Here is a 19,810-nt window from a genome sequence, read left to right as displayed (position 1 = left end):
AAAATTAGCGAATATGCGGAAGGGGGGACTTGAACCCCCACAGCTTGCGCCACATGCTCCTGAAACATGCGTGTCTACCATTCCACCACTTCCGCAAGGAGTAGATGACGGGGATGAGAAAAGTAATGTAGCCTAACGGAGCCTTCAGATCAAGGGGGCAAGGGCAGTTCAAAGCAATATTCATAAAATTGTTTATATTGGCTCATGTAAAAACCGCTCACCCGTAGCCATGCATAACATTAATCCATCGGTCTATGCGGGCTGGCCGATTCCTGAAGTTCCAGAATGAGGGATAACTAGATTGGATTTTACGAAGGGTATACCACCATTGTGTGGCCATAAAAAAACAAACAAAGGCCGCCCAGTAGGGTACAAAGTGGCTGAGGGAAAGCCCAGTGGCACAAAATTGGCCGCCATCGGTTTTATACCAATGCGGGGATCAAACCAAAATAGCAAACACACCCCATGGCCCGCCCCCCCCCTTTAAGAAATATGAAGACCGCATTTGATGAGCCTATTGAGCAAATCTTCAAAAACAGCAGCCGCAGCGCTCGCCCCTGAGGCGATGCAAGTGGCCGTGCGCGCCTCCAACCTGAGCGCCACGTTTCCCAGCCAATGCGCGGCGCCGTTGCTGGCCGAAATTCTGGGCGTTAATCAGGATGCCGCCAAGGGGCAAAGCATTGTAAGCGGCGATTGGGCCTTACAGGACAAGCACTGCAAGGCCGCCTTCGATTTTGAGCTAGCCGAAAGCCTGCCGGAAAGCGTGGATCAGGTTTACAGGGCCGTGCATCAGCTAACCGGCACCACCCAATGCGTTATTTTACTGGCCGATGAGCAAACCGGCCTGTATGCCTTGCTGGAAGACTTACAAACACCGGGTGGCAAGGTTCACGAGCTTTCCGGGGCCGATGACGAACTGCTGGCAGAGCGTTTGAATGGATCTCCTGTTTCACAGGCTTACTTTTTGCTGGAAAATGGGCAGGCAGGGCTGGTGGCCATAGGCGGCCCCCGTTTTTCCGCCCAGCAACAAACCCTGCTGGATTTGCTTTGCCCGCAACTGGCCGCCAAGTTAAGTCGCTTTATGCGATTGAGGCAGTCTCAGGCCCTGCCCTTTGTGCAGGGGGTGGTTTTGGAACTGGCCTCCAGGCTGGTGACTGCCGCCGATCGGGATGCCATTGTGACCGCCGTACTGGATATTTTAGCCCGCAGACTAGGCTTTGACGCATGCCAGTATGTGGGCTTCAACCCAGAAACAGGCTTGGGAGAAGTGCTTTATGACGCCCGGAACACCGGAAGCGCCTGTAAAGTAACCAGCTACAGCCATGCGGGGCTGGAAGGCAAGCGGCGTAAAATTAAAGAGTTTTCCAATCTGGTGGGGCTGCTGTCTTCGATGGCCCGCAACCGGTTTTACTTGCACCTGAACGGCAAGAAGCTGGGGGACAGAACCCTGGGCGATATTTTTGGCATTCGCAACATTCAATCGGCCCTACTGTTGCCGGTGGTGGACTTGGCCACCGGGGAAATTCAGGGCACCTTCAACCTGTTTCATACCAGCGATGCCCTGATTGGCAACGAAAGCCGGGAAGCCTCTCAGGAGGCGGCTCAGTTGGCCTCTCAAGCCATTAGCAGGGCCTTGGTGCTGGAAAAAGCCTTGGCCATGGCCTCCAGTGATGAACTGACCGGGCTGATCAACCGCCGGGGTTACTACCAGCGTTTTGAATCTGAAATAGAGCGGGCCAGACGCCATCAAACCCCCTTGTGCGTGGCATTGATGGATGTGGATCACTTTAAGCATTTTAACGATACCTACGGCCATTTAAGCGGCGATTTGGTGTTGAGGGCGCTGGCCGAACTGTTCACCCAGAATTTGCGACGCAGCGATGTGATTTGCCGCTTTGGCGGTGAGGAATTCGCCATTTTGCTGCCGGATACCAGCCTGAAATCGGCGGTGGAGTTAATGGATCGACTACGCCAGAACGTAGAAGCTTTAGAATTAAACGGTTTCAACGGGGAGCCTTTGAAAGTGACCATCAGCGTGGGGGTGGCCGCCGTTAACACCTTGCCCAAAGCCAGCCCACACCGCTCAGAAATTTCGGATACGCTGGCCTTGGCCGATGAACAGCTTTATGCCGCCAAAAACAACGGTCGTAACCGGGTTTGCTTTGTGTCAGAGCAACAGGAAGAACACGAAGCCAGCATGTCCCAAGCCGGGTAATCACAGCGCCTGACTGATTTCAGTTTTGAGCGCCTAGCTGATTCCGGTTTTAAGAATATCGTGCATATGCACCGCGCCAATGGGCTGCCCTTGGGGAGAACAGCTAATAAGGGCGGTAATTTTATGTTCTTCCATCAGGCGCAAGGCGGTCACTGCCAGTTCATCCGGCTCAATTTGCTTGGGGGCACGGGTCATCACCTCTGCAAGCGCAATGCTGCGGGGATCGCTGAAGCGGGTTAAGGCTCGCCGCACGTCTCCATCGGTCAACACCCCCTGCATCACGCCCTGTTCATCAAGCACAATGGCCATGCCCATTTGCTTGCGGCTGGCTTCCATCAAGGCTTCCAGAAACGGGGTTTGCAAGGAAACCAGTGGCAGGCGATCGCCGGTATGCATCACATCGGACACCCTTAACAACAACCGCTTGCCCAAATTGCCCGCGGGGTGGAACATGGCAAAGTCCTCTTCCGAGAAGCCACGGCGCTCCAGAAGCACCACGGCCAGAGTATCGCCCAAAGCCAAGGTGGCGGTGGTACTGGCGGTGGGGGCAAGGCCCAAGGGGCAAGCTTCCTGACGCACCGCAATGTTCAGGGTCACATCGCTTTGCTGGGCTAACGTGGACTGGAGATTGCCGGTCATGCCAATTAAAGGCACCCCAAAGCGCTTCACCAAGGGTAAAATCCCTAAAATTTCGGGTGTTTCCCCACTGTTGGAAATGGCAATGACCACATCCTGTTTCATCAACATGCCCAAATCGCCGTGGCTGCCTTCCGCCGGGTGCAGAAAATAGCTGGGGGTGCCGGTGCTGGACAGAGTGGCCGCGATTTTTTTACCAATCAGGCCGGATTTGCCCATGCCGGTAATGATTACCCGGCCCTGGCAGGCTTCCATCAGGGTAATGGCTTTTACAAACTGTTCATCCATCTGGGCTTTCAGGTCTTCCAGCGCCTGAATTTCAATATCCACAATGCCACGGGCTCTGGACAGCAATAAATCCCGCCCGGATGGCGGCAGCGGTTCAGCGCCTTGGGAGGCATCCAGCATTTCAGAAGATTCGGAAAGCGATGAAGCGGAAATATGAGACATGCAAGCGGCATCCTGTTGATGTACGGTAATTAAACCCAGTGTGATTCTATCATTGACCGGTGCAGTGGCCCAAGTCCATTTATTGGCCCTGAAAAATTGATTGGCCCTGAAAAAAAGAGGCGATCAACGCCTCTTTTTTAAAACATCAGCACCGAACCCGAATTCTAGAATTCCAAATCCCGTTTGCGTTCGTGCTTGTCTGTTTTTTGCAGAATTTTAATATGCTCAACATCTACCCAAGGCTCATCCAGGGCGGTGCTAAACTGGGTGCCTACCATCTGAATCTTGTCGCCCGTCTCCAACTCCATCACTTCGTTGCTTCTCTTGCGGGGGAAGAAGAGTTTTAACTCCGACAGCGGGATGGTGTGCTGGGTCACATCGGGGCGCAGAATGAAAAAGCTGACGTAATCCCGAGAATCCCGAAACGCTTTTTTGTAATCCAGACCGGTATCGGCAAAACGGTTAAAGGTGCCTGTAAAGGTCACTTTCTGGTTCAAATGCTTACCGGGGGTTTTCAGCAAATCCAGGGTTTCTACCTTGGTTGCGGTGGCCAAACTGGCTTCAATTTCTTTATCCAGAGCCGCCTTTTCTTTGGCCGCCTTGGCCTTGTCTTCTGCTTTAACAGCCTCATCCTTTTTAGCGGGGGCCGGTTTAGCAGGGGCGGACTTGGGGGCTTCTTTGGTTTGCGGAGTGGCTGCGGGTTTTGCAGCGGGCGCGGCCGCCATGGCCATGGTTGCCGAAAGCGCCAACAAGGCGGACAGCATCATGGGGAAAACTTTTTTGGTTATTAGGCTTTGCGTGAAATACGGTTTCTGCATTGGGGTTCCCATCCTATTTGGCTCTACGAACGAATGACGGTTTACGGCCCTGCGGCAACCGGACATTGAAAACCTACCTCCCGGTTGTGGACATGGCCCTATTCTACCTCTTATTCAACTGGATTGGTACAGCGGCCGGTAACTCCGTTTCCGGGTAAAGCACCTGCCGGGTGGGGGCGGTTGGAAAGGCCTGCGCCGGTGCTTGCGACTGAGGCTGAGCAGGTTGCACAGCAGAGGGATTTTGAATAATAGTACCCTGCACCTTCGTTTCCACTGCCAAGGCTTGATTCAGGCTATTGGCCAGTTCAGCGGCGGTGTTGGCGGTGTAAAACTGCCCCTTGGTGGCCAACGCCACGCATCGCAATTGCTTGACGGCGGCATAATCCTGAAGACCCAGCCCAATCACGTTAATTTTAACGTGAACGCCCATTTGCTGCATTTTTACAGCCACATCACAGGGATCTTCCCCGCAGGTTTCAATCCCATCGCTAATTAAAATAATGGATTGGTTGCCATTGACCGCATTAAAATCCTCGTGCAAGGATCGCAAAACCGCATAACTAATGGGGGTGGCCCCGGTGGGTTTGAGGGCAATCATTTTGCTGGCGATTAAATTGCGGTTATTTTCGCCCAAAGGCACCAGCAAACTGGTGGCCTTGCAAGCCGTAAACTGATTGGCCGAATTGCCATAAACACGCAACCCCACACGGGTAGAAGGCGCGATATTTCTAAGCACCTCCAGCACGGTTCGTTTGGCGGCCATCATTTTATCTTCGCCCCGCTGCTCAATGGGTTCCGACATGGAGTAGGAGGCATCCAGAATGATCATGACATTTTCAGGCCCCCCTTGCTGAGAGGCCCCTTGCCGGTTTTGTTGCACGTTGCCGGTAATGGGGGCTTGCTGAGCCTGAGCCGAAGCGTTGAACAGTTCTCCCAGGGCGGAAACGCAAAACCCGGCAGCCAAAACCAGCAACAGGCCATACAGCCCCGCTTTGTGTTGACGATGTCTGGTTTCTGATTGTTTCACTTGCAGTGTCACTCTGGCCCCAGCGCTTGGTAATGGATCACTATCATCCTGATTTTCCATGACGCAATTCTCCCCCTACAGGTTCCGGTTAGCCTCAAGCACAACAGTCCTGAGCCGTGGAACTCACACAATCACAATCCCGATTCTCCAACATCATCATAGCAGGCCGGGAAGCCCAGGGGTTTTAGCTCGGGCAAAAATAAGCAAAAAAAAATCTCTTGCTGTGAGGGGAAAAAAATCGCAAGAGATTGGATAGAGAGAGGCAGTATTATTGAATGAGATTAGGTTGTTTTGGTGTGTTTTTCTTTGCACTTTCATAAATCCTCCTGAACCTGAGAGATTGCCTAAACCTCAAAACATGTTACATAAATTTACTTTTATATGAACTAAAATATGAATCAACAAAATACAACCCGCCCCACAGCCGGTTATCCCCGCTTTTATCCGGTTTTTTATTTATTTTTTGAAGCCAAAGCTTCTCGAATGCGGATTACATCCTGAGAATTAGCCTCGCCCGGTCGGGCCAGCAAATAGGCATCCAGCGAGCTTCTGGCTTCCGCAAGGCGATTGAGCCTGGCCAGATACCAGGATTGCAGCATCAGGTATTCCGGCTCTTTTCGATCGTAAGTAATGGACTTTTGAATGTCCTGCAAGGCGGCATTGTAGTTTTCCAGTTCCTGATAGACCAAACTGCGCTTGTGGTAAGCCCGAGGGTCCTTGGGCTCCATTTTTACGGCCTGACTAACCGCCTGTAGCGCTTTATCAAACCAAACCCCGGCATTGCCGCCTTCCGCCTGTACCTGCTTTCCCTTTTGATAATAAGAAACGCTCAGGTTGAGATAACTTAAAGCCATGCCATCTTTTTTAGCCTGAGCTTCCAGCCGCCGCAAGCTTTCCGCTGCCGCTTTGGCCAGCAATTTATTCCGATTGGGATCTGTGGGCCGACTGTCAAGATCCAGATTGTTAATATCGGCAGGCAGGGTGTACAGCTTACGCAAGGTGTTCATGTCTCTTTTAGAAGGCTGCACCACCTGCTGGTTGCGGGCGAACATAATGTCACCGGGCTTCTCGCTATGGCCCAAAAGCCCCAAACTGTGGCCCAGTTCGTGAATGGCCACCGCATAAATAATATCTGCGGTTTGGGCTTTGCCCTGAATATCAAAGGTGGCAATTTGCACATCCATAAATTCAATGCGATCATCCCGAAGCTTGGGAATCATTAAGCCTGCGGTGTAAGCCGTGCCGCCATCACCGCTGTGTCCCTGGGTATCAATGGCATTGGTCCAGCTAACCCGTATATCGGCTTCTTCCTTGCGGTTTACCAGCACATAATTTAACTGATGCCCCAGTACCCCCACCCACACATCCAGCCCTTTGCGGACCTGACTAACAAAGGCCGGTTGAAAATTGCGAATGCCAATAGGGGTTTGCTCAATGTAGACCTTCAAGGGCATTTTAGAGAGCGCCCAGCGCACTCGCCGCCCGTTTTCGGTAATGGCATCCAGATAATCCTCGCCTTGAATCAATTCCCCCTGGTACTGATCCTTCACCGCCCCCAGGCCAGAACCGCCCGTTCTGCGCCAGCCATTGTGGTTCTGGCTATCCAGATACCCTCGCAAATTAGTCAAGCCGGTTCGGGACAGCCTTGCGGCCTGAGAGTTGGGGGCCATGACCATAATTTTCTGATATTCCGCCTGCGCCTCAGCCAGCCGGTTCAGTTTCAGGTAGGAATCGGCCAGATAGTAATGAGCGTTGGGGTTTTCCTCATCCTGAGCCGCCGCTTCCAAAAAGTAGCGAGAGGCCGTGAGATAGTCTCCCTGAGAATAAAAAGTGAGCCCCAACTGGTAAGAATCCGCATAGCACAGCAAAGAACCGCACCATGAAAAACACCAGGCCAAAAACAGCCCTACTAACAAGCCCGCAAGCTTGTTACGAAACAACGGCAAAAGGGCAAATTTTTTCATTAAAAATTGTTTAATCCCATAGCAAGCATTTCATAGATCCAAACCCTGTTTCGTCCGTGGCCTTCAAAACTGTAATGACATTTTGGGAGCCAGCACGGCAAACACCCTCCCATTTTCTCACCGCTGCCCCCAGCGGGGAAGTCTGCCCCTTTTAAACACAGGCCCAAACGCAGGCCAGTTCAGCCAAACCCCACTTTAAAGCCAGGAGGCGCATTGAATGCTGACATCACTTTCCGGTAGAATGCCGTTAGCGCTTCCAGTGGAACCGCCCGCCAAACCGCCATCCAAACAAAGGGCCACCGCCATGTTTAAACGCAGCTTTTTAATGGTGCTTATGATTGTATCTCTGGTGTTTGCCTCCGCATTCGCTTCCCAGTTGTGGATCACCCGCACCTTGCCCTCCTCCCACGATCCGGGACTGAGCATTGACCAAGCCTTTAAAACCTCCAAGGTGCCTTTGCTGGTTGAGTTTTATAGCGACACTTGCGGCACCTGCCAAACGCTGACTCCGGTTATCCACGAGTTGCAGGCAGGCCCTTACAAAGACCGGCTGACCTTGGTCATGCTGGACGTGAGCGAGCCATCCAATCAGGAAATTGCCAAACTGTTCGGGGTAGACGCCTTACCCGGCGTGTTCATTTTTGACCATCACCATATGAAAAAATACCCCATCAAGCCTGAGAACTTTGTGTCTAAAGGCACCTTGCAACAGGCCATTGATGCGGCCTTATCAGAAACCATGAAACAGGCCAGCGGTCGATCCGCCACCTCTCAAAAAGTAGCCTTGCGCTTGGGCCAGTAAGCCACTGGCAATTCAGGGCTACCCTTTTCAGGTCAGCGGGACGCATTGCGCCATCCAGAAACCAGCCAGCCGCTTTCTGCTCCACCCCTGTTGAGAGGCAAAAAGGGGCTAGCAATATGACGTCATGGTTCAGTCAAAAAAATCAGTTTAAAAATAAACAGATTTTCAACCTCAGCCTTATCCGTTGTCTGGAGGAGCCAAAAGCCCTGAAAATCCAAAAAAAGCGGGCTTATTGTTCGCATTTCAAAAATAGACGGGCGACAAGCTTCACTTTTGAGCCATTAGGTCGGTAATAATCATGGAAAGGCGTTCAAACCAAAACCATGAGATCGATCCTGAACCCTGATCGTAAACTTTGTTAAACCCATCCGTTCCATCAAGCACAAGCATCCAAAGCCACCACTACCCATGGCCGACAGAAGGCCAAGCGCCCCAACGAGAACTGAAAATGGGGCTAAAAACAAACTCAACCTTAAGCGTCTAATGCCCAAAAGCCCTTCCTATGTGTACAATAGACAAACGAAGGATCAATGATTCCAACATAATTATTTTTTAATTTAATACTATATATAAAGAGTCGGCTCATCAACCAGCCAGGAGGGAACAATGAGTAAAAATGCCGTGATGACCCATGAGGTTGGCCTCGGGAACTCTGTGTTCACAGAGATTTCAAAGGACTTTCGCTGCACCCTCAAGGCCGTAAAACATGTGTTAGGCGACAAGCATATGATGACCACCATGCTATTGCATGCCTGCGTTTTCCCCACCGATCGCATGAGCCTTAAGATGGTGTGGGATCAATTTGGCTCCCTGCCCGTGGCCCAACGCGCCGATATTTTGCAACAACTACGCAATCGGGCTTTATAACGCACGACGGCAACAAAATAGCGCCCAACGCGTCATTGTCCCTATTAAAAGGGGGGCAACCATATGGCTCAAAATTCACGCACCCAAAACAGTTTGGGCGGATTGATTTTAGGGGTATGCCTACAGGTGGCATTCATCACGTCGTGGCTAATGCCCCACAGCGCATCAACAGGGCCTGCCTCAGCCAGCCACGTGATCGCTCAAGCCACTAGTGGAAACATCCCATCCGCAGGCACCATACTGGGCTGGGAACTCAACATGAATCGCCAGTACACCGAGCGCCTGAACGAGAAAACCCTTCTTCAGCAGCAAACACCCGCTGAAGAACCGCCCGTAATTTACTATGACAATCAGGGGCAACAGCCGTCTCCCAACCAGCCACCCTATTTGCTCAACCTGCCCAGAAACTTGCGCAATTAAGCGCTATTGCAGGTTGTACAATTTTTGAATGGTCTTCACATCCCGGTTCGATAATTCAGACACAATGGGATGGGTGTACATAATATCGCCGGGATCCTTGCTGTGGCCCCAAATGCCAAGGGCATGCCCCAGTTCGTGCAAAACCAGTTTACGCACCTGCTCGCGGCGGTTATCCAGCGTAATGTCAGTATTCGGCTCCCCGGTATTTACCACAATGGAAACCCGCAGGTTTTTCATGGGATCTTCGCTACTCAAGGTTTGACTGTTAAAACTGGCATGTCCAATGCTGGCATTGGCGTCCATGAGCGGGCCTTGTTTCAGGGTAATCACAATGCGGGCGTCATTCGGGTAGCCTACCTCCCGAAACCGCAGTCGCCCCTGACTGGCTTGGGTCCAGGTGTCAAAATTTCTGTAGATTTCAGGCGTAAAGAGGGTTTGGCTCTGATCAGACATGGCCACAAACACCGGAATGGGCATTTGCCAATCTCGCCACACCAAACGCTCGCCTCTGGATTCCTGGGTGGTCAAGGCGTAATAATCCGGCTCCTTGTTGGCTGATAAGCGCCGTGCGTCAAAATTGCGAATTAACTCCACAATTTGCGGATCGGGGTTGGATGACAATTTAACGTATTCCCGGTAATGCTGATAAGCCTCTACAATTTTGCCCTGTTTCTCCTGAATGACCGCCAGATTAAAGTGCAAAAGCGGCTCCTCGGGGGCCATTTGAATGGCCTTGCCGTAGGTATCAATGGCATCCGTCAACAAGCCCTTTTTTTCCTGCAAATTGGCCAGATTGTTATAAGCCGGAATCAAGAAAGGATCGATGGCCAACGCCTGTTTGTAGTCGGCAATGGCCTCGGTTAGCTTATTTTGATGGGTGTGATCAATGCCGTTGTTATAGGCCTGAACCGCTTGCTGGCGCTGAGCCTCACTAATTTTTTGCTGCTGCGCCCGAATTAACTGGTTGACCCGATACTGTTGGCTAGCCTTGGGGGGCGGGTTGGTGTTCAGCTGCTTTTCCAATTGATTCAGCCGTCTCTCCTGAGACAAGCTTTGGTATTTTCGCCCCAGTAAATTCATTTCCACCGTATCCAGGGTTTTATCGTGATCCGCGTCCTGTCCAAAGGCAGCCGCAGCGCCTAAAATCAGGCAGCACCCCGCCAAGCGTTTCAGGCACGGTAAGGCACGAAAAAAACCGCTTACAATCATTGTAATTTGGACACCACTTTAGGGTTTGACGGAAACAAAACCACATACTTCAGTGGATTCTTTTCCCCGGCGGCACCTTGCGGGGCTGGTTCGGCAGCTTTATTGGGAGCCGCTTCAATTTCAGCGTAGCTGATTTCCATGTAAGTTTTCAGCGTGTCGTTGGCATCTTTGGGGCGATTCATTTTTTTATACAACAGCGCTAAATTGTAGTAAGAATCCTTATTCCGGGGATCGGCCTGAATGGCTTTTTTGTAAGCGGACAAAGCGGGTCGAGATTTATACTGCAACTCGTACACAAACCCCAGTCGGTTCCACAATTCAACGTTTTGAGGGTGATTCTTCAAAATTTGCTGGCACTGGGCAATGGCCGCATCGTACTCCTGATTGGCCTGCAACACGAACGCCAGATTTTTTCGGGCGGTCAGCAACCGGGGATCCAAATCCAGGGCATGCTGATAGGCGAATTTGGCATCCGTGCGCTTGCCGCTCATTTCCAGAATAAAGCCCATATTATTGTAGAGTTCCGCTTTTAGCTGATCGGTGGGGGCTTCCTGAATGGCGTCCAGAATTTCCTGTTTGGCTTCAGCCATTTTGCCCACACTCAGAGAAGCGATGGAGGCATTGGAATTCACCTCGGAAAAACCCATTTTATTTTTGGTGCGTAGCAGCGCAAACTGCTGGTGGGCCTCGTTATACTGACCGGCCAGCAATAAAATAATGCCATAATCGTTGACCAGCCCCACCGTTTTCAACTGAGCGGCGGCTACTTCATAATAGCGGGCGGCATCGGTATATTGGGCTTTTTCTAAAGCCTGATTGCCTTTGGTTTTTGCCATTTGGGCAATTTTTAATAAAACGGTTTCAATCGCCTTTCGATCAGGGGCGCTTAGCTTGGGTTCCAAGGCTTTCAGCTCCAGAAAAGCGTTGGCCTGATAAGGATCTTTTTTCAAAATTTCAATATAAACGTTGCGGCTCTTTAAAAAATCACCATTGACGGTATAGGTGCGGGCCAAGCCCAAAGAGGCCACCAGAGGGCGCTTCTGCTCAGGGATGCTTTCCAGAATTGAGATGGACTCATTATAAAAACTGGTGTTGAACAAAGATTGGGCCAAGCCCACTTTGGCTTCCAAATGATCGGGAACCGCCAACAACACCTGACGCCATTCGTAATTGGCGCTAGACCAGTCTTTCAGCCGCATGGCATCCCGTGCGCTGTTTAAGCTGGTTGCGGCATCGGCAAAAACAAGCGGCGAGGTTATGTTGAGAGAAACCAAAATGAAAAGCAGCGCCAGTGCTAAAACACCGTATTTCTTCAGCATTAGTAGGAATTTCCTCTCATGCCGTACAGCGGGAAGAAGGGAAAGTAACTTTGATAGCCACCCGCATAGGGCAGGTTAAGCTGGCGATCCCCGTTGTTTTGCAAGAAATAACTCACATCCACATACTGATTATCGGGCGATTTATACTGCATGCCCACCAAAAGCCCATTTTCGAAAACAAACACCGTGGCCGCCCCACTCTTGTTTTCATCGAAATAATAAAAGTTCACCACCGGCGGGTACATTTGCTCAGAGCGCACAATTTCATCCGGCGAACGCCCCAGAGACATGGTGACATCGTTAAATGAAGATGAACCATAAACCAGATTTTGAACACTGCGCTCCGCAGACCAGGGGGTGGCGTTTTGCAACGCCCAGGCTGGCACAATCAACAAAAAACCCAAAGACAGCACAAGGGCTGCCAGTGAGAAAAATAGTTTTATTTGCGTCAACGGTTGCTTGATCAAGCGAGTAAACCTCTATTGCTTGTGAGGAGATGAAGCGGAAGCACTGGTAGCTATTTTACCGCTACGAGAGGAAGAGGCAGTGGCCGTTTTAACGGTGCTGGCAGGATTGGCCAAAGTCACCGTATCAATTTCAGTATAATCGTTTTTCAGATATTCAAATTGACCTTTAACCCAGCCTTCCCGGCCGTTGGACATAATAATTTTGACCCAACCGGAATTGGTGTGTCCCACATAGCGGTACTCTTCACCCATGGCGGTGGTGCCTACTTTATCGCCTTTGCCCAGCGGTTTGGAATAAACCAGCGCATCGGCCAAAGCCAGCACTTTGGGGGTGGCCAAACTGGCCTTGTCAGCCTCAATCTGGTGCAGGCCATCCTTCAAACCTTCCAGCTTGGGAGAGGCAGAGGTCGCGTAGTTGTAAGCGTTCAGGCGAACCACTTTGCCTTGCACATTGGCCCGTGCGTTTTGCTGATTTTGAATGCTGCCAAATACTTGGCGCTCGTCCATCATGCGCTGCTGACGAATATCATCCAGCTGATTGTTGCGGGGGTTGGCAATGATATCAGGAATTTTACCAAAAGGAATGGTCAAGCCACCTTGCATAAACCAGCTCATGGCATCGGTTTTGCCGTTGACGCTATTCAGGTTTCCCAAAATAGGGTTGTTGTTCAAGCCAAACTGCAAACCGAAGTTAGAGCGGCCCAAATTGGCGTTGTTCAGGTTTAAGGGGTTACGGGGCAACACCAGGGCGGAAGTACCGCCGGTGGACACAGATTGGTTAGGGGTGTTGACGTAAGTCTGGTTGGCGTTCTGGTTTTGGTTGCTCAGGCTGTTTTGGTTTGCGTTTTGATTGCCGCTCACGTTACTGCCATTGGTACAAATCCCGACCCCATCACACACAGTGTTGTTCAGGGTATTACCGTTATTGGCAGGAACAGTCTGAGCCCAACTGGGAACCGTGATACTCAGCGATAAAGCGCTGACCAGAATCAGCAATTTGGATAAACCCAAAAAGGCTTTGGCTTGATTTTGAAAAACCGGGGTGGTCATTGGCTTGGATGCTCCTGGGCTGATCACAGACTGACTCTGGCAAAACGTGAACAAGTGAATGAAAGGGGTGAAACCCAGACTCCGGGCCAAAGCCCAGAGTCTGGAGTTTCAAGGTTTCAACTAGAAGTTGAAAACGTTTTGGGTAGCGTTCATATCACCGGTTACATTGGAACCATTTTGGCCAATGGCGGTGGTGTAGAAGCTAGCGTTGTTCATGGTGCCGCCAGCAGCGCCGTCGAAGCCATCAGCGTTCACGAAGATGGAGTTGGTCATGTTGCCAACTACGCCGAAGGAATCGTTAGCCAAGCCGTTGTTGGTGCCCAGGTAAGAACCGGAACCAATTACGCCATTGCCGTTCAACTGATCGCCGTTCACCAGGTTGCTGTTGTCTTGCACGGAAGCGTTAGCAGCGTTCAAGCCATCGCCAATCACGTTGTTCTGGAAAGCCAGATCAAGGTTGGTGCTGCTGTCGTTGTTGCTGTTGTTGGTGGACAGATCTTTGAAAGAGTCTTCGATAGCAACATCGGTGTTAACGCTGTTGTCGCTGTTGTCGCTGTTGTCAGACAAATCTTTGAAAGAATCTTCAATAGCGACGTTGGTGTTGCCTTGGTTGCTATTGTTGTTCTGGCTGTTGTTTTTGAAGGAATCTTCAATAGCAACATCAGTGTTCACGCTGCTGTCGTTGTTGCTGTTGGTGGTGTTTTGGCTGTTGTTCTTGAAGGAATCTTCAATAGCGACATCAGTGTTGTTGCTGTCGTTGGTGCTGTTGTTAGACAGATCTTTGAAAGAATCTTCAACGGCAACGTTGGTGTTACCCTGGTTGCTGTTGTTGCTGTTGTCGCTGTTGTTGGACAGATCTTTGAAAGAATCTTCAACGGCAACGTCAACATTGGTGTTGCCTTGGTTGCTGTTGTTGCTGTTATTGGACAGATCTTTGAAAGAATCTTCAACGGCAACGTTGGTGTTACCCTGGTTGCTGTTGTTGGTGTTATCAGTCAACGCATTGTTGGAGAACAAGTCGTTGTTGTTAACTTGATCGTTGTCCTGGCTGTTGTCTTGAGCGCTGTTATCGGTCAAGGCGTTGTTGGACAAGATGTCGTTGTTGGACAGAAAGTCAACGTTGTTATCGTTGACCTGGGTGTTGGGGGAATTGTTCATGGAGGCTTGATCATCGGCGAAAACACCAGCGGTGCTTACAACAGCCAAGGACAAAGCCAAAGCAAATAATTTATTTTTCATGAAGAAGTACTTCCTTCCAAAAGAATGACTTTAACTAAAATTTGACTTTAACAATTTGGTACTAACCTTTTCCATAATGACCCCTGAAACCCAGCTGTCAACCGCACTTTGAAAGGGTATAACTTATATATAGAGTCAAATCCAGAGAGTTTGAACGGTTATATTTTAAAAAAAACCAACCCCCAAAAACCCTCACAAAAAAAATTTAAATCCCAGCTATTAACCAAGCAATTAAAGGGTTTTCAGTATGTTAAAAAAATAAAATAAAAAATTAACCTAACTTTTAAATTCCTGACGTAAGCATGTAAATAAGACTTGTAAACTCAAAATTGAATTTGGCTTTTAAGTTAAAAACCAGGTTTTTGTAAAAATGAAAAAATGGCTTAATCGCTTGGATGATGACAAATTGAAGACAAAAGGGACCAATATACATTTAAGAGCGCGAAACGAAACCGAACGGCCCATACCCAAATTACCCGAAAACGCCCTGAAAAAAAGATTGCCCGGCCATCACTCAAGCCCAACCACAGATGCGTTTCATTCAGAAAAACCGATGATACGCATGAGATTAAATAAAAATAAGCTACAAAACTTCGGTTTTCCGCTGAATCAGCACACAGCCAATCACAGTCATGATCGTAACCGGCATCCAGGCCAACAGGGTCAGGTAAGCCGGGAGGGGCATGGTGCTAATCAAGTCGAACCCACTGGTTTTACCGATGTTTTGAAACGTGTTATGCAACATATAAAACAGAAACAGCACGATAATGGCGTACACAAAGCCTCGGTTACTGCCTTGACGGGGCGGCGTAATGGACAACGGCACCGCACTGAGAATAATGACCAGACAGCTCAATGGCCAGGTGAGCTTGGCCCACAACTGCAGGTAGTTGCCACGAGGCACCTTGTCATTTTGAGCTTCCCGCGTTTTAATAGCGGCCAGCATTTGAGAAAAATTTTGTTGCTCAGAGCTGATCCAGGTGCCATCCTGACGCTCTCTCTCAATTTCGGCCAGTTTGTTATCCTTGCTTTTGTTTTTAATTAAATCGCCCAGCCGCAAGCTGCCCAAGTGGCCGCTACTAAACTTTTGCTCGTCAATTGAGCCATCCTGCTCCCGGATAATGGTGTAATGATTGACGTTTTCCAGGCTCCAGCCATCGTAAGCATCTAGCGTACCCGAGCGGGCCTGATAAATTTGCATGGCGTTGGGCTTGGACAAGTCCAAAATGGTGGTGTCTTCCAGATGCTGCCCCTGATAGTTGCTCACATAAATCATCTGAGTCAGGTTATGGCCTTCATCAAAGGTGTTGTAGGTAAAACTGTTGCCGTTGGCGGGCAAAGTGGTCTGGCTAATGGCCATCCGCTTCATTTGGTCAGTTCTCTGGTTGCACCATGGCACCACGTAATCACTCAGCCAGTAGGCCATGCCACTGCACATGAACCCCAGCAGCAAGGCGGGGGCCATAATGCGCCACAGGCTAATGCCGTTCATGCGCAAGGCCACGATTTCAAACTGGTTGTTCAGCTGGTTAAACACCATGAGCACGGCCAAAAAGGCGCTGGCGGGCATTACCAGGGCGATGGATCGGGGCAATTGCAGCCCCACCATGGTAAGCAGGGTGGTAAAGGGAATGCCGTATTTCTGAACCTCACGGATAAACTTGAGCAAGGTGTCCGAGAAAAAAGCGACCAGGGTAAACACCACGATTCCCAAAAGAAAGTAATCCAGCAGTTGGCGAAAAATGTAGCGATCAAGCAGTTTGGGGGCCATTAAAAACCTTTACCTTTGTGTAAAACGCGATGCGCGGAACCGAAAATGAGCGTGTGGGAGAGGGTTTAGCCTGCTTTTTATAAAACGGAAACCCGTTCAGCGCACCCTGCTCCAACTGCCTTTATGATAAAATCAAACGCATCGAAAAGCAAAGATCCAGTGGCCTTGCTGCCTGGTTTCGTTAAATAGAAGGAGTCCCCATTATGGGAAATGTTTTAAATGTAACCGATGAGAGCTTTGAGCAAGAAGTCAAAAAATCCAGCGTGCCTGTGCTGGTAGACTTCTGGGCGCCTTGGTGCGGACCTTGCCGCGCGTTGGCCCCGGTCATCGAAGAGCTGGCCACCGAATATGACGGCAAAGTGAAAGTGGTAAAAGTGAACACCGATGATTCACTGCAAACCGCCCAAAACTACCATATCAGCGGCATCCCCACCTTAATCATCTTCAAGGATGGCGAGCCGGTGGAGCAAATGGTCGGCAACCACAAAAAATCCACGTTGGCCGAAGTGCTGAACAAGCACCTGAGCAACTAGTTTTTTTATTTCCAAGCAAAAAGCACGGCCTACGGGTCGTGCTTTTTGGCTTCAGCCTGAAATCCAGCCCCTATGAAAAAGGAAAGCCTATGCCTGGGCTTTCCCTGATGAATCACACGAAATTGGAGAATAAATGAATAAAGAAGTCTGGTGGCTCTAACAACTTGTTTTGAGTCCACACAGTTGTAATACCAATGTCCGGGATTGGCCAAACCCCGGATTAAGGAATATTAAGTCTGATTTTTTACCCTTAGACGTTAGGCCGAGGTGGGCCAGACTGCGGGGCAGCCTGTGAAGCGCTTGTGGGCTGTTGCATGCGCTGAACGTCCATCATGGCTTTAAACCCGATGTAAACCAGTGAACATTTTTTGGCAGCAGGCAGATACAGGGCGCAGTCGTTGGTCAGGCACAACTCATCCACCGAAGGATTGCGGATACTGAGGATGGGACATATAGGCGTGGTAGCGGACATGGAAAAGGCCCTTCTGCTTGCGACTCTTCTTAATTATGAGAAGCGGAGCAACGGGAGGCATCCCTTAAACGCATGAGGCGCTTTATTTACCGCCTTCACCCAACAGCCGGTGAATCCAGGAGAACAGGCTAGACAGCTCAAAGGGGCGAGGCAGGTATAAATCGACCCCCGCTTGCAGCACCCGCTGGCGGTTATGCAAACTAGAGGCACAAATAATAATAATTGCGGGATAACGCTGCCGGATTTCTTCGGCCAGCCGCAAGCCGGTTTCCGCTTCATTCACCAGCGCATCCAAAATCACCAGCCGAAACCCCTGATGGTCCGGCCTTTCTGACAGTCGCACACGGGCATCCTCGGGATTGCTGGCCAAGTCCACGGTGTAACCTTCCATTTCCAGCGTGGTTTTTAACAGATAAGCCAAGGCCGCATCGGTTTCCATCACCAAAATACCGGGCTTAACACTAAGAGAAACCGCCTCCTGACTGCCAGCCAGTCGCAGCCGGTCGCTTTGCCAGCCGGAACCGGGCCTCATGCGGGCCAGTGTCTTCATTTGCTGACTGGCGTTAAACAGAGACATAAAGGAATCAAAGGGTTGCGTCTCGGTGGAAGCAATGCCAATGCTCAAACTGAGCAACGGCACCCGACGGCTGATGTTATCGGCGATCACGGATACCATATACCCTTGCTTGCGGTCTTTTTCAGAATAAAAATTGGGGGCCACGGTTTCAAACTGACGGCAGGCCAAAGCCGCTATTTTATCGGCTTTATCCGGGTGGGTGGCGATTACAAAATGGTTTTCATCGCTGTGGCTAATGAAATCCGGCATAATGACAATGCGGCTGAGCATGGCCGCCACGCTTTTCAGTACTTGCCGAGCAGGTAAGTCGCCGTACACTTCGCTGTACACCTCAAAATAATCCAGCTCAATGGTCAGCAAGGCCACCGGCTTATGCTGATTGAGGCGCCGCTGCACAATTTTATTGGTAAACTGCAGGCCGGGAAGCTGGCTGATTTCATTGGCCGTAAAATCCAGATTCCGCCGCAAATGCACCAGCAGGCGAATGCGAAATTCTTCTGCCGATAAATGCGGCCCAAAAATATCATCGGCCCCCTGAATCAGGTATTGAATGCGCTGCTGCTCGTCGCCCTCGCTTTGCACCACCAAAATGGGGCGATACTTTAAGCCCTGCTCTCGCAACTGAGCGCAAAAGGCCAACACCGGCTGGCCGTGCGCTTCCAACTCATCGGCAAACACACAAATCAAATCCGGCATTACAGTTTCCAGCAAGGGTTGAATGGCCGCCCCATCCTCCCCCAGCGTATCGCTTTGCAGCAGGGTCAGCATGTTTTCATGCCCAAAGTCCTGCATCATGGCCTGCGCGTCATGTTGCGGCGGCTTGCCCACGAACAGGATGACCTGAAAATCGCTCATCCCTCATCCTCCGGGGCATGCAGCCGGTGCCGGTGAACGGCCTGGCGCTCCGGGGTAGCCGCTGGAAAAACCACGGTAAAGGCGCTGCCTTTGCCCGGTGTACTTTCGGCCCAAATTTGCCCGCCCATGGCCCCCGTAATTGATTTGGCGATGTACAGGCCCAGCCCGGTGCCTTCCACCTCTTGCTTCAAGGGGTTTTCCACCCGGTAAAACTGGGTAAAAATTCGAGGCAGTAAGTCCGCCGGAATACCCGCCCCCTGATCCTGCACCACCACCCGCACCAAGCCGTCATCCTCCGGCAAATACTCGGCCTTTACGCTCACTGGCTTGTCCGCCGGGGAGTATTTGGCGGCGTTGTCCATCAGGTTAATGAACACCTGCTCCAGCTTATCGGCATCTGCCCACAGCTCAATGGATTCCGGGTTGACACTCAATTCAAAAACCCGCTGGACTTTGGTTTTGGAAAGCGCTTTGGCCTGAATGCTTTGGGCCACTTTTTCCAGTAGTTTTTTAAGCGGAATGGGCCGGTAGCTTAAATCCATGCGGCTGGCCCCCAGCCGGGAAGCGGCCAGCAGGTTCTCTACCAGCCGAATCAGGCGATCGGCCTGATCTTTAATAATGGTGATAAAGCGGCGCTTTTCCTCATCCGGCAACTGAGCGCCGTAATGCAGCAGGGTATCGGCAAAGCCTTTAATGCTGGTTAAGGGGGTCCTAAATTCGTGGCTGACCGTACTCACAAAGTCGGTATGGGCCTGCGTGAGGATGGTGTCTTCCGAAAAGGGATCGATCAGGGACAAAACCCCCTCTTCGCCCAGACGACTGTGCTTGATTTTGACCTTAAGTTCCTCCACCGCCCCATTTTGGGTGAATACTTTCAAAAAACCACTGTGAACCTCGGAAATATCCCCGCTTTGCAGCCCCAAACACAAGGCGCAATCCACTTTAACGGGCGGCTGAACGATTTCGGTAAACACATTGCCTGCCAATTGTTCAGCAGCGGCCCCAATTAAGCGCCCCAAGGCGGGATTGGCGTAAACAATGCGGCCATCCAGCCCGCACACCAAGGCCCCAGAGGTTAATGCCTGTAATAAATCCACACCCGTTCTTTTTTTCAGCATG

General features: G+C 50.7%; 18 protein-coding genes and 1 tRNA gene. 5 read left to right on the top strand and 14 right to left on the bottom strand.

The features are described from left to right. Positions 1 to 14 precede the first annotated feature (14 nt). A tRNA-Leu gene (locus ACEW81_RS09755) sits at positions 15 to 95 on the bottom strand. Positions 96 to 508: 413 nt separating this feature from the next. On the opposite strand from ACEW81_RS09755, the gene ACEW81_RS09750 reads away from it, so the two are divergent. Then, a complete protein-coding gene (locus ACEW81_RS09750; protein WP_373532792.1) occupies positions 509 to 2,215 on the top strand; it encodes a GGDEF domain-containing protein in 1,707 nt (568 codons plus the stop codon). Positions 2,216 to 2,248: 33 nt separating this feature from the next. Here ACEW81_RS09750 and ACEW81_RS09745 read toward each other — a convergent pair whose 3' ends face one another. From ACEW81_RS09745 to ACEW81_RS09730, 4 genes are all read right to left on the bottom strand, one after another. Further along, positions 2,249 to 3,259, bottom strand: a complete 1,011-nt coding sequence (locus tag ACEW81_RS09745) for a KpsF/GutQ family sugar-phosphate isomerase (RefSeq protein ID WP_373532860.1) — start codon at positions 3,257 to 3,259, stop codon at positions 2,249 to 2,251. A gap of 206 nt (positions 3,260 to 3,465) precedes the next feature. Continuing rightward, entirely contained in the window at positions 3,466 to 4,068 is a 603-nt protein-coding gene (locus ACEW81_RS09740) for a hypothetical protein (protein WP_373532791.1), read from the bottom strand. Between the two features lie 154 nt (positions 4,069 to 4,222). After that, positions 4,223 to 5,206: a vWA domain-containing protein gene (locus ACEW81_RS09735; RefSeq protein WP_373532790.1), complete on the bottom strand. Its 984-nt coding sequence runs from the start codon at positions 5,204 to 5,206 to the stop codon at positions 4,223 to 4,225. A 392-nt stretch (positions 5,207 to 5,598) separates the two neighbouring features. Beyond that, positions 5,599 to 7,110, bottom strand: coding sequence for a matrixin family metalloprotease (locus tag ACEW81_RS09730; RefSeq protein ID WP_373532789.1), 1,512 nt, complete (start codon positions 7,108 to 7,110; stop codon positions 5,599 to 5,601). 217 nt (positions 7,111 to 7,327) lie between these two features. On the opposite strand from ACEW81_RS09730, the gene ACEW81_RS09725 reads away from it, so the two are divergent. From ACEW81_RS09725 to ACEW81_RS09715, 3 genes are all read left to right on the top strand, one after another. Next, the gene (locus tag ACEW81_RS09725; RefSeq protein WP_373532788.1) at positions 7,328 to 7,912 is read left to right on the top strand and encodes a thioredoxin family protein; all 585 of its coding nucleotides are present in this window, start codon (positions 7,328 to 7,330) and stop codon (positions 7,910 to 7,912) included. Positions 7,913 to 8,518: 606 nt separating this feature from the next. Then, a complete protein-coding gene (locus ACEW81_RS09720; RefSeq protein WP_373532787.1) occupies positions 8,519 to 8,779 on the top strand; it encodes a hypothetical protein in 261 nt (86 codons plus the stop codon). Positions 8,780 to 8,842: 63 nt separating this feature from the next. Continuing rightward, positions 8,843 to 9,199: a hypothetical protein gene (locus tag ACEW81_RS09715; protein ID WP_373532786.1), complete on the top strand. Its 357-nt coding sequence runs from the start codon at positions 8,843 to 8,845 to the stop codon at positions 9,197 to 9,199. A 3-nt stretch (positions 9,200 to 9,202) separates the two neighbouring features. Here the strand turns inward: ACEW81_RS09715 and ACEW81_RS09710 are convergent, their stop codons facing one another. From ACEW81_RS09710 to ACEW81_RS09685, 6 genes are all read right to left on the bottom strand, one after another. Continuing rightward, positions 9,203 to 10,408 carry a tetratricopeptide repeat protein gene (locus tag ACEW81_RS09710; RefSeq protein WP_373532785.1) on the bottom strand — a complete coding sequence of 402 codons (1,206 nt, stop codon included), beginning with the start codon at positions 10,406 to 10,408 and terminating at the stop codon, positions 9,203 to 9,205. Next, positions 10,405 to 11,727, bottom strand: coding sequence for a tetratricopeptide repeat protein (locus tag ACEW81_RS09705; protein WP_373532784.1), 1,323 nt, complete (start codon positions 11,725 to 11,727; stop codon positions 10,405 to 10,407). Before ACEW81_RS09705 ends, ACEW81_RS09710 begins: the two co-directional genes overlap by 4 nt. Further along, the gene (locus ACEW81_RS09700; RefSeq protein WP_373532783.1) at positions 11,727 to 12,140 is read right to left on the bottom strand and encodes a hypothetical protein; all 414 of its coding nucleotides are present in this window, start codon (positions 12,138 to 12,140) and stop codon (positions 11,727 to 11,729) included. The genes ACEW81_RS09705 and ACEW81_RS09700 overlap by 1 nt, the downstream gene beginning before the upstream one ends. 66 nt (positions 12,141 to 12,206) lie before the next feature. Beyond that, positions 12,207 to 13,244, bottom strand: a complete 1,038-nt coding sequence (locus ACEW81_RS09695; protein ID WP_373532782.1) for an SH3 domain-containing protein — start codon at positions 13,242 to 13,244, stop codon at positions 12,207 to 12,209. Between the two features lie 120 nt (positions 13,245 to 13,364). Next, positions 13,365 to 14,483, bottom strand: a complete 1,119-nt coding sequence (locus ACEW81_RS09690) for a hypothetical protein (protein WP_373532781.1) — start codon at positions 14,481 to 14,483, stop codon at positions 13,365 to 13,367. Between the two features lie 583 nt (positions 14,484 to 15,066). Continuing rightward, positions 15,067 to 16,254 carry an LptF/LptG family permease gene (locus ACEW81_RS09685; RefSeq protein WP_373532780.1) on the bottom strand — a complete coding sequence of 396 codons (1,188 nt, stop codon included), beginning with the start codon at positions 16,252 to 16,254 and terminating at the stop codon, positions 15,067 to 15,069. A gap of 203 nt (positions 16,255 to 16,457) precedes the next feature. Here ACEW81_RS09685 and trxA point away from each other — a divergent pair, with 203 nt between their 5' ends. Further along, positions 16,458 to 16,787, top strand: coding sequence for a thioredoxin (gene trxA / locus ACEW81_RS09680; RefSeq protein ID WP_373532779.1), 330 nt, complete (start codon positions 16,458 to 16,460; stop codon positions 16,785 to 16,787). A gap of 250 nt (positions 16,788 to 17,037) precedes the next feature. Here trxA and ACEW81_RS09675 read toward each other — a convergent pair whose 3' ends face one another. From ACEW81_RS09675 to ACEW81_RS09665, 3 genes are all read right to left on the bottom strand, one after another. Further along, positions 17,038 to 17,259 (bottom strand): hypothetical protein, encoded by a 222-nt coding sequence (locus tag ACEW81_RS09675; protein ID WP_373532778.1) that lies wholly within the window; start codon positions 17,257 to 17,259, stop codon positions 17,038 to 17,040. An 82-nt stretch (positions 17,260 to 17,341) separates the two neighbouring features. Continuing rightward, the gene (locus tag ACEW81_RS09670; RefSeq protein WP_373532777.1) at positions 17,342 to 18,691 is read right to left on the bottom strand and encodes a response regulator; all 1,350 of its coding nucleotides are present in this window, start codon (positions 18,689 to 18,691) and stop codon (positions 17,342 to 17,344) included. After that, the gene (locus ACEW81_RS09665) at positions 18,688 to 19,809 is read right to left on the bottom strand and encodes an ATP-binding protein (RefSeq protein ID WP_373532776.1); all 1,122 of its coding nucleotides are present in this window, start codon (positions 19,807 to 19,809) and stop codon (positions 18,688 to 18,690) included. The genes ACEW81_RS09670 and ACEW81_RS09665 overlap by 4 nt, the downstream gene beginning before the upstream one ends. Position 19,810: the final 1 nt, after the last annotated feature.

Origin of the sequence: Vampirovibrio sp. (assembly GCF_041737375.1) — a bacterium.
Taxonomy (GTDB): Bacteria; Cyanobacteriota; Vampirovibrionia; order Vampirovibrionales; family Vampirovibrionaceae; genus Vampirovibrio.
Note: the sequence above shows the minus strand (reverse complement) of the source record. Positions and strands in the feature narration are given on the sequence as shown.